11 protein-coding genes and 1 pseudogene are annotated in these 8,579 nt (G+C 69.8%); 2 read left to right on the top strand and 10 right to left on the bottom strand.

All coding sequences use genetic code 11. From position 1 onward, the window contains the following. The first annotated feature begins 136 nt into the window (after positions 1-136). Positions 137-520 carry a hypothetical protein gene (locus tag ACIPSA_RS51185; RefSeq protein ID WP_402649158.1) on the top strand — a complete coding sequence of 128 codons (384 nt, stop codon included), beginning with the start codon at positions 137-139 and terminating at the stop codon, positions 518-520. A gap of 509 nt (positions 521-1,029) precedes the next feature. Here ACIPSA_RS51185 and ACIPSA_RS51190 read toward each other — a convergent pair. The 8 genes from ACIPSA_RS51190 to ACIPSA_RS51225 all read right to left on the bottom strand — a co-directional run bounded on the left by ACIPSA_RS51190 (position 1,030) and on the right by ACIPSA_RS51225 (position 6,026). Further along, positions 1,030-1,671 carry a DUF4232 domain-containing protein gene (locus ACIPSA_RS51190; RefSeq protein ID WP_402649160.1) on the bottom strand — a complete coding sequence of 214 codons (642 nt, stop codon included), beginning with the start codon at positions 1,669-1,671 and terminating at the stop codon, positions 1,030-1,032. Between the two features lie 29 nt (positions 1,672-1,700). Continuing rightward, positions 1,701-2,285 (bottom strand): helix-turn-helix domain-containing protein, encoded by a 585-nt coding sequence (locus ACIPSA_RS51195; protein ID WP_402649163.1) that lies wholly within the window; start codon positions 2,283-2,285, stop codon positions 1,701-1,703. Positions 2,286-2,403: 118 nt separating this feature from the next. Next, complete coding sequence (locus ACIPSA_RS51200; RefSeq protein WP_402649166.1) at positions 2,404-2,760, bottom strand: transposase; 357 nt, start codon at positions 2,758-2,760, stop codon at positions 2,404-2,406. 242 nt (positions 2,761-3,002) lie between these two features. Further along, on the bottom strand, positions 3,003-3,410 hold the full coding sequence (locus ACIPSA_RS51205) for a hypothetical protein (protein ID WP_402649169.1): 408 nt from the start codon (positions 3,408-3,410) through the stop codon (positions 3,003-3,005). Positions 3,411-3,995: 585 nt separating this feature from the next. Next, positions 3,996-4,373, bottom strand: a complete 378-nt coding sequence (locus ACIPSA_RS51210; protein WP_402649171.1) for a fic family toxin-antitoxin system, toxin component — start codon at positions 4,371-4,373, stop codon at positions 3,996-3,998. Beyond that, on the bottom strand, positions 4,373-4,633 hold the full coding sequence (locus ACIPSA_RS51215) for a hypothetical protein (RefSeq protein WP_402649174.1): 261 nt from the start codon (positions 4,631-4,633) through the stop codon (positions 4,373-4,375). Before ACIPSA_RS51215 ends, ACIPSA_RS51210 begins: the two co-directional genes overlap by 1 nt. Before the next feature lie 85 nt (positions 4,634-4,718). Further along, positions 4,719-5,273 (bottom strand): telomere-protecting terminal protein Tpg, encoded by a 555-nt coding sequence (gene tpg, locus ACIPSA_RS51220; protein WP_402649176.1) that lies wholly within the window; start codon positions 5,271-5,273, stop codon positions 4,719-4,721. A gap of 252 nt (positions 5,274-5,525) precedes the next feature. Further along, complete coding sequence (locus tag ACIPSA_RS51225) at positions 5,526-6,026, bottom strand: MarR family transcriptional regulator (RefSeq protein WP_402649178.1); 501 nt, start codon at positions 6,024-6,026, stop codon at positions 5,526-5,528. 153 nt (positions 6,027-6,179) lie between these two features. Here ACIPSA_RS51225 and ACIPSA_RS51230 point away from each other — a divergent pair, with 153 nt between their 5' ends. After that, positions 6,180-7,631, top strand: coding sequence for a DHA2 family efflux MFS transporter permease subunit (locus ACIPSA_RS51230; protein ID WP_402649181.1), 1,452 nt, complete (start codon positions 6,180-6,182; stop codon positions 7,629-7,631). A gap of 81 nt (positions 7,632-7,712) precedes the next feature. On the opposite strand, the gene tpg (ACIPSA_RS51235) is transcribed toward ACIPSA_RS51230, so the two are convergent. Together tpg (ACIPSA_RS51235) and ACIPSA_RS51240 are read right to left on the bottom strand one after the other, a co-directional pair. Then, on the bottom strand, positions 7,713-8,267 hold the full coding sequence (gene tpg / locus ACIPSA_RS51235) for a telomere-protecting terminal protein Tpg (protein ID WP_402649184.1): 555 nt from the start codon (positions 8,265-8,267) through the stop codon (positions 7,713-7,715). A gap of 66 nt (positions 8,268-8,333) precedes the next feature. Next, positions 8,334-8,579, bottom strand: a pseudogene (locus ACIPSA_RS51240) (2-oxoacid:ferredoxin oxidoreductase subunit beta); the annotation flags it as partial.

Raw genomic sequence — 8,579 nt, forward strand, 5'->3', positions numbered from 1 at the left:
ACATCCATCACAAGCAGCACCCACACGACGAACCACCCGACCCAAGAGACACCACCCGGTTGACCCCGACAGGCCTCCTACCGGACCTAACGCCGAGACGGTTCCGAGTTTGCGGGCCGGTGACCACACTGGACACATGACGGAACCGGACCCCGAGTGGGACGCACGCATCCGCCATGCACCCGAGACCGACGATGAATACCGCCGTATCAACTCGTGGGTACCACCGGTCGAGGAACTGCTGTGGCGCACAGCGCGAGCCAGCACGCTCGTGCGGTTCTTCCCCTTCTCCAGCCACAACTCCCTGCGCCTCGCGACGAGCTCCGACTTCGCGACCGCCGAGAACCTGGGTCCTTGCATCGTGTACTGCTACGACAACTACACAAACCCGGACCGCAGACCGGAGTACTGGATCTGGAACGTCTGGCCACGGGACCGGCTGCACAAGCCCGTCCTGCGGACATACGACGTCCACGCCGCCGTACACGAGCTGGAACGGCTGACCACGGACTTCACCTGAACAACCGCCGACCGGCCAACCCGTTCAGAAAACACCGAAAGCATCAACCCTACGAGCAAGCACTCCCGCCCCAGACCCCCGAACCAGCCCTCCCGCCCCCACCGCAGCCAGCCCCCGCCAGACAGCGGGGAGTGGGAGGAGATCGCCGAGATCTCCCTCCACTCCCCCACCGGCACGCTCCTGGTCTGCGCACTCATGACCGACCTCGAGCAGGAGTTACCGTCCCTGGCCATCGACGGGCCTGGCCACTACCGGCTGTGTGTTCACGCCCGTGGCCGCGACCTCGCCGTCGACCTCGCACCGGACACGATCACCGAGCACTACCTCCTCCAGTGCTGGCTGGCGGCACCGAATCGGAGGACCTCACCAGGCCGTGCCCGAGAACGGCGAGGGAACCGGGCGGCCAGAGCTCCACGAGCCGCAGGCCAGCGGCTGATCAGTCGGCGACGTGCACGGTCACGAACAGGTCCCCCGGTGCACCGCCGGGTGTTGGGGTCCGGATCGGCGTGCTACGACGCGCTCCCCGCGCCTAGCTGGACCGTGCTGACGCTCAGGATGCCGACCGTCCCGGCGCAAGCAGTCGAGCTGTAGGCGACGTAGATCGGGGTTGTCTGACCTGGCGGGTAGACCTGCAGGTACTGCGCGGCAGTCGGGTGGCACTGCTCCGCGGGGTAGTTGCCGGCGTTTGTGATCCGTAGCAGCGCGTTGCCGGTGGCCCCCGGCGCCAGCGTCACCAGCGTGGGGGGTGTGATGGAGTTGCGGGTGGCGGCCGGGCCGATCTCATGGACAGGGCTGCCCCCGGCGAGCGACACCCCCGGGTAGCCGTACAGGGTGCAGGCGGTCTTGGAGATGTTGGTGAAGTCGATCACCTGGTAGACGCTGCCGGCGGCGCCCTGGCTGACACCCGGTCTGGCGTTCAGATAGCGGGTCGGGCAGGCGGCGGTACCCCTATGTGTGGTGCCGGTCGGCGCCTCGGTGCCGGTGCCCGTACCGCTGGCCCGAGCTGCAGCCGCCGCGGCAGGCGCCGTCGTAGCCGGCGCGCCCGAAGTAGCCGGCGCGTCGGAAGTAGCCGGCGCGTCGGAAACCCTGGCTGCGGCGGTGCCACCGGAGGAGGAGCCGGCCGAGCCCGCGCTGCAGCCGGTGGCGATCACCGCGATGCAGGCGAGAGCGGTGGCGGGGACTACTCGCCGGAGTATGAGTGGAGCTGACAACGCGATTGCCCTTCTGCTGCGCGGAGCGGCTCATTGGCCGCGTGACACTCATGACGCCGCGCGTGCGGCGCCGGTTGTACCAGACACGTCCCGGCGGTTTCACTGTTGTGTCCCAGCCACTCGGCGCCCAGACTGCTTGCCGGACATGGCAGGTCCGAAGGCGACCGCCGGCTGTCAGCCGTCAACGTGGAGGAGGTCCGCCGGGTCAACGCGTACCTGAGACAGCCGCCCGTCACGGCACTGACCGCCTGACCGCCGTCGAGACCCGCTTGAAGGCCGTCCCCGACGGCTGGCGGCAGCGCGACGGCGACGCCGGTCTGATCGAGGACGTCGACGGCCAGCCCATCGCCATCCTCAGCACCAGCGGCGACGTACGGCTCCCTCTCGGAGAGTTCGTCGGGGGTCTCGGCGAGCGCGAGGCGGCCGCTCTTCAGTTCGGGCACGTAGTTGTAGATGGTGTTGTGGGAGACGCCGAGGAGCTTCGCGATCGAGGTGACGGTGTTCTCCGAACGGGCGAGCAGGTCGCGGGCGTGGCGTACCTGTTCGTCGGTCATCGCCGGCGGGCCGGCACCGGGGCTCGAACGGGCAGGGGCGCTACGTTGATTGCGACTTCTGCCCCGGCGGCTTCCCTTTCTCGATTGTGTTTCTGCTGCCGGGTGGAGGTGCAGGATGTCAGGCGAACGGAAAAGCTGTGGCGCACCATCCCGCTCTCCAATTCCATGCGTGCCGTCCACGGTCCGGCGGGCAGACTTTTGAAGGCCGCTGCTTTTTCCGGATCTCGATCGTCTTCTGCTGCTCGGTGTTCTGCCTGCGCAGCCGCTTCAGCTCCTCGCGCTCCGCGCTCGTCGGCTCGCCCGACGTGCCCCCGCCGCGGTCGATCCGGTCACGCTTCACCCACCCGCGCAAACTCTCCGGACTCACCCCCAGGTCCCGCGCGACCTCCGTGATCGTCTTGTCGGAGGAGCGCGCCAACGCGATCGCGTCCCGCTTGAACTCCTCCGAATACCGCTTGGAGTACTGGCTACCCACCTGGCACTACTTCCTCTGGAACCTCATGTCCCAGTCTCCCGGTGTCCAGTCACAAGGGGAAGCTTCACCCCATGCACTCCCCCGCCGCACTGTGCACCCCCTTCAGAATCGCCCGACTGCTCAGCCGAACAGGCAACAGTGAAAGTCAGCCTGGAGCGGGCGGCAGCCCAGAGTCGGACCCCACAAGGGTCCACACAGGTTCGAATCCTGACCTCTCCGCAGAGCATGTCCGAGGGCCTGTACTACTCCGTGCAGGCCCTCGTCAGTTCGCCCGCCGAGTCCTTGACCGGGCTGAGGTCCGGGCTCTTGTCGCCCTTCTTGATGGACGCGCTGACGTTGTCCACGGCCTGTCCGAGGTCGTCCACCGCCTTGTTCACGTCGACGTTGTCGGTCTGGTGGCCGATGGCCTTCAGGTTCTTGTTGACGGGGGCGAAGTAGGTGTCGGACTTCGAGGGGTCGAGCGCCGCGGCCCGTGCCGCCTGCTGAAGGTCGGTGATGCTGTCCGCGATGGAGTTGGCGGTGCGCACACAGTCCAGCGTGCGATGGGCGGCGTCGCAGCCGGTGGTGGTGAGTCCAGTGGCGAGGGCGATGGCGGCCCCGGTAATGACGGCCGTGGCTCGGCCCCGGCGTAAGTGACGGCTGGGTGTCATGACGTCGTGTCCCTTCCCCTGGTACTACCGGGCGGGCGCACGATGTTGTCGGACGGAGCGCCCCAGCCCATGGTGCCGTGGGTTGAAGTACCGAGGTTGTCCCGTCCACGCGGTCTCGACCGGGGTTCCCCTCCCACTCGAGGCTGGCCCCGGTGACGTCCCGGACCTCACACCACGGCATAGCGTCCGCTTCGGGCTCCGCCCGCCGAATACTCGTTTCGCTCGTTCGCGCATCCCCGCGCGAATTGCCCCGCCTCCGGCGAGCAGGGCGGCGTCGTTCAGTGAGTGATCACGTGATGCCGAGGGTGGCCAGAGGCGGGCGGAGTTGCGCGCGTGGTGGCGGAGTCCTGCGACGATGCTGGTGTGCCCGGTGAGGCGGAGGGCTCCCATGGCAGGGATGCGCAGGCTCACCATGGCCCTGGGAGCGGTGCCGGTGCTCCGCCCGTGATGGTGGCAGCCCATGAGCCGGCGGTCAGCTGCGCGGCGGCGAGAAGGATCGGTGCCGGCAGGAGCGTCGGCGGGACAGCCGCGAGTCGCGGCCTGATGCCCAGCCGCAGGCCGGCACCGCGGGTAACAGCTGGTCAGTCAGGTGGTCACGGGCCAGGAGCGGAGCTGGGTGGCGATTCTGTGGGTGGTGCAGGTGGGGGCGCGGAGCAGGTCGCGCAGGGCCAGTGCGTCCTCGCGGGTCGGCTTGACCGGGATGCCGGATGCCTCCAGGTACATCACTCCGGTTGCCGCGGCCACGGCCATGTTGGAGCGTTCCAGCCAGCGGCAGCGGCCCAGGATGTGGATCAGGGCGGCGGCTCGGGCGTAGGGGCCGTCGTAGACCGGCTGTTGGAGGAGTTCGGCCTTGTGGGCGGCCACGGCGGCCACCGGTACGCCGTAGTCGTCGGGGGCGGGGTCGCCCGCGCCGGCGATCTCGGCTACCTGCAGGATCCAGGGGACGTCGATGTGCAGGTCCATTACGCGGCGTGCGCCCCCGGCTCGCCCGGCTCGCCGGTTTCCTCGGTCAGCTCGGCCTCCTCGGCCTCGTCGAAGACCGCCTGGTGTTCGTCCAGGAAGCGGCGCGCGGCCTCCAGGGCACGGGCACGGATGCCCTCGGTGTCCTCTCGGACGAGTCGGGAGATGTAGTCGCCCAGGTCCAGGCCGAGGTCCTTGGCGCGGACCTGGGCCAGCTGCTTGACCTCGGGATCGACGCGTACGCCGAGCTGTGGCTTTGCCATACCTGGATGGTAACAGCTGTTACCATCGGCGGGCCAGGCATGTCAGGTGCTGTGGTACGGCTCCGGTTCCGGCTTCGGCGTCGGCTCAGTAGTGCAGTTCCAGTTGTTCGATGTCGGTGAACTCCACCAGCAGGCCCTGCGCGCGGCGGCCCCGGTCGCGGAAGTACATCTCGCCCAGGCCCTCAGCCAGGATCGCCTGGAGCTGGGCTTCGGTGGCGCCTGCCTCGTGGGCGGCGAAGAGGCGGGCCGCGTACTCCGGGGGCAGGGCCTGGTTGATGTATCGGACGCGGGGGTCGTCACTGGTGCCGGGGGCGGCGGTGAAGCCGAAGCGGGCGCGGGTGGACGTGAAGATGCCGGCGATGGTCGCCGCGCGTTGTCTTGCCCGGGCGCGGACCCTGGGCTGCCAGCGGTGGCGGACCTCGCGGTGCAGGCGGGCGGCCAGGTCTCGGCGGGGGTGTTTCAGCTGGCCCTTGATGTAGCGCTCCACCGTGCGCTGGGAGATGCCCAGCAGCTCGGCCACGGCTCTGGTGCCCTTCAGCTGCCGTACCAGGAAACGCATCTGGGCCTGCGCCGACTTCGGGACGGGGCGGGTGAAGTGTTCGGCGTCGGCCTCGTCGAGGCTGTCCCCGATGTCGGCCATCGTGCGTCCTCCTGATCTGCGTCTGGTGGAGGAACGGGGACGGCGGCGGTGCGGTCACGGGCTTTCACCGGGAAGTCGGTTCGTGTGCTCGCGACTGCTCCGAGTGGGGTATAGTGGATCTTGAGCTCGCCGCCCGGACTCCGGGGGGTGTGCAGTGCGTTGGTGGTCCAAGGAAAGACGCCCCGCTTCCTGCGGGGAAATGCAGGTGCAAGGCCTGCCCGGCGCTCGGATCCGAACCCCGTCCCTGATTCGTCAGGGGCGGGGTTTCGCGTTTGTACGATCACGGTCGTCAGTGGGGACCATACGGGCCGGGGTGTGCGGGGCCAGATGGCGGGCGAGCACCTCGAGGGCGGCGTTGATCTCCTTCAGCCGCTCGGGGTCCGCCTCCTCCCCCAGGGCCGCGGTGAGGGCGTCGTCGATGCTGGTGGCCCGTACCTGCGCGACCCGGTCCGAGACGCGGGGGGCCGGGCGGACCAGAAGGCGGCGGCGGTCGGCGGGGTCGGGGGCGGTGACCACGGAGCCCGCCTCCTTCAGCCGCGCCACGGCGGTGGAGACCGCGCTCTGGGGCAGGCCGGTGCGGGTGGCGATCTCACCCACGGCGCTCCCGGGATGGGCGGCGATGTCGCCGGCCACGACGAGGACCGACCGGACGCTGCCGCCGTAACGGGAGGCGCCGCCCTCGGGCTCGGGCATCGCCGCCTCACCGATCTTCATCAGGGTGCGTCCGAGGAGGAACAGCTCGACTCCGTTCATGCGGCCACATTACATCAAAAGTGATACATCTGGATAGATGGGTTGCCTGACTCATCTTTTTTGATCCATCTCTCTTGATGCATCAAGAGAGATGGATTAGCTTCATGGGCAGACACCCGGGCACCGCCGGGACGGAGACAAGGAGCACGCGCCGTGCGGAAGTTACGAGGGAACCCCTGGGCGGTTCTGGTGACGCTCTCGCTCGGGTTCTTCATGACCCTGCTGGACCTGACGATCGTCAACATCGCGATCCCGGACATGATGAACGGCCTGGGCGCCTCGCTCGACCAGACGCTGTGGACGGTCAGCGGCTACGCCCTGGCCCTGTCGGTGGTGATCATCACCGCGAGCCGGCTGGGTGACCTTCGCGGGCCGCGGACCCTGTTCGCCGCCGGTCTGGCCGTCTTCACCCTGGCCAGCGTCGCCTGCGGGCTCGCGCCCACCGCCGAGGCCCTGATCGCCGCACGGGTCGTCCAGGGCCTCGGCGCGGCCCTGCTCACCCCGCAGACGATGACCCTGATCGTCGCCGTCTTCCCGGCCGACCGCCGCGGCACCGCCCTCGGCATCTGGGGCATGGTCGCCGGCCTGGCCACCCTCACCGGACCCACTCTGGGCGGTGTCCTGGTCTCCGCCGCGAGCTGGCGCTGGATCTTCTGGGTCAACCTGCCCGTCGGCGTGGCCGCGCTCGCACTGACCTTCCTGGTCGTTCCCGACATCCGGCCCGGCCGGGCGCACCGCTTCGACCTCGTCGGTGTGCTGCTGTCCACAGCCGCCCTGTTCTGCCTCGCCTTCGGCCTGCAGGAGGGCGAGAACTACCACTGGGGCACAGGGATCCAGGCACTGCTCGCCGCGGCCGTCGCCCTCGGCACCGGGTTCGTGCTGCACCAGCGGCGCCGTCAGGACCGCGAGCCCCTCGTCCCCTTCGCCCTGCTGCGCGACCGCAACTTCACCGCGATGACCGCCCTGGTCGGGCTCGTGTCCGTCGCGATGCTCGGGCTGGTGCTGCCCTTCAACCTCTACCTCCAGTCCGTACTCCACCTCAGCGCCGTCAAGGCCGGTCTGGTGCTCGCCCCCTCGTCCCTGGTGTCGATGACCGTCGGGCCCTTCACCGGCCGCCTCGCCGACCGCATCGGCGGCAAGTACGTCCTGCTCACCGGCCTGTTCTGCTACGCCGCCGGCATCGTCGCCATCACCCTGACCGCCGGGCCCGCCACCGCGTGGTACGCCTTCGTCCCCGCCACACTCGCGACCGGCCTCGGCGTCGGCTGCATCATCGCCCCCATGTCCACCGAGGCCATGCGGAACGTCCCCCCGCAGCTGGCCGGAGCCGCTTCCGGCATCAACAACACGGTCCGCCAGATGGGTTCCGTCGTCGGAGCCGCCGCCGTGGGCGCGCTGGTGCAGAGCCGGCTCGCCGCGGAGCTGGCCGGCGGCAAGGCGTACGGGGCCGCCTTCGTCGCCACGCTGCACACCACCGCCGTGCTGCCGCTGACCGTGCTCGCCGCCGGCGCCGTGGCCGTCCTGCTCCTGCGCCGCCGCACCGCGAACCGTGCGGGGGCCGGGACTACGACCGGGGCCCGGAAGGAACCCGCGGCGGGCCGCTGATCCGGTGCGCGGGGTGGCGGCTGCCGTCCAGTGGGTACGGCAGCCGTTGCTCCGCGAGGGTTCTTGATGTCCCGCCCGTCCCTAGAAGCCCAGTTCGAGCTCCTGGATGTCGGTGAACTCCACCGACAGTCCCGCCGCGCGGCGGCCCCGGTCGCGGAAGTACATCTCGCCCAGGCCCTCGGCCAGGATGTCCCGGAGCTGCCGCTCGGTGGCGCCGGCGTCCTGGGCGGCGAAGAGGCGGGAGGCGTAATCGGGGGGCAGGGCCTGGTTGATGTAGCGGACGCGGGGGTCGTCACTGGTGCCGGGGGCGGCGGTGAAGCCGAAGCGGGCGCGGGTGGAGACGAAGATGCCGCCGGTGGCGGCCGCCTGCCGCCGGGCCCGTTCCCGAACCCGCGGCTGCCAGCGTCTGCGGGTCTCGGCCGCGAGCCTCTCGGCGAGGTCGTGGCGGGGACGCTTCAGCTGGCCCTTGACGTAACGCTCGACCGTGCGCTGGGAGATGCCCAGCAGCTCGGCCACGGCTCTCGTGCCCTTCAGCTGCCGTACCAGGAAACGTATCTGGGCCTGCGCCGACCTGGGGGCAGGGCGCGTGAAGTGCTCGGCGGCGGCCACGTCCAGCGTGTCCCCTATACCGACCATCTCGTCGCCCTGCTCTCCGTCGCCCGTCGTCCTGCGTGTCGTCGCAGACGTTACAGGCCAGGTCGGTCAGCGGACCGTCCAGGTGTCGCCGCCGGCCAGCAGCGCCGCCAGGTCCCCCTTGCCGCTGCGTTCGACGGCCGAGTCGAGCTGCGTGGCCATACAGGTGTCGTAGACCGGCCGGTCGATGTCTCGGATGACGCCGATGGGGGTGTGGTGCAGGGTGTCGGGGTCGGCGAGGCGGGAGAGGGCGAAGGCGGTGGTGGGGGATGCCGTGTGGGCGTCGTGGACGAGGATGTGGGCCTCGTTGTCCGG

Source organism: Streptomyces sp. NPDC086549, from assembly GCF_044746205.1.
Classification (GTDB): Bacteria; Actinomycetota; Actinomycetes; order Streptomycetales; family Streptomycetaceae; genus Streptomyces.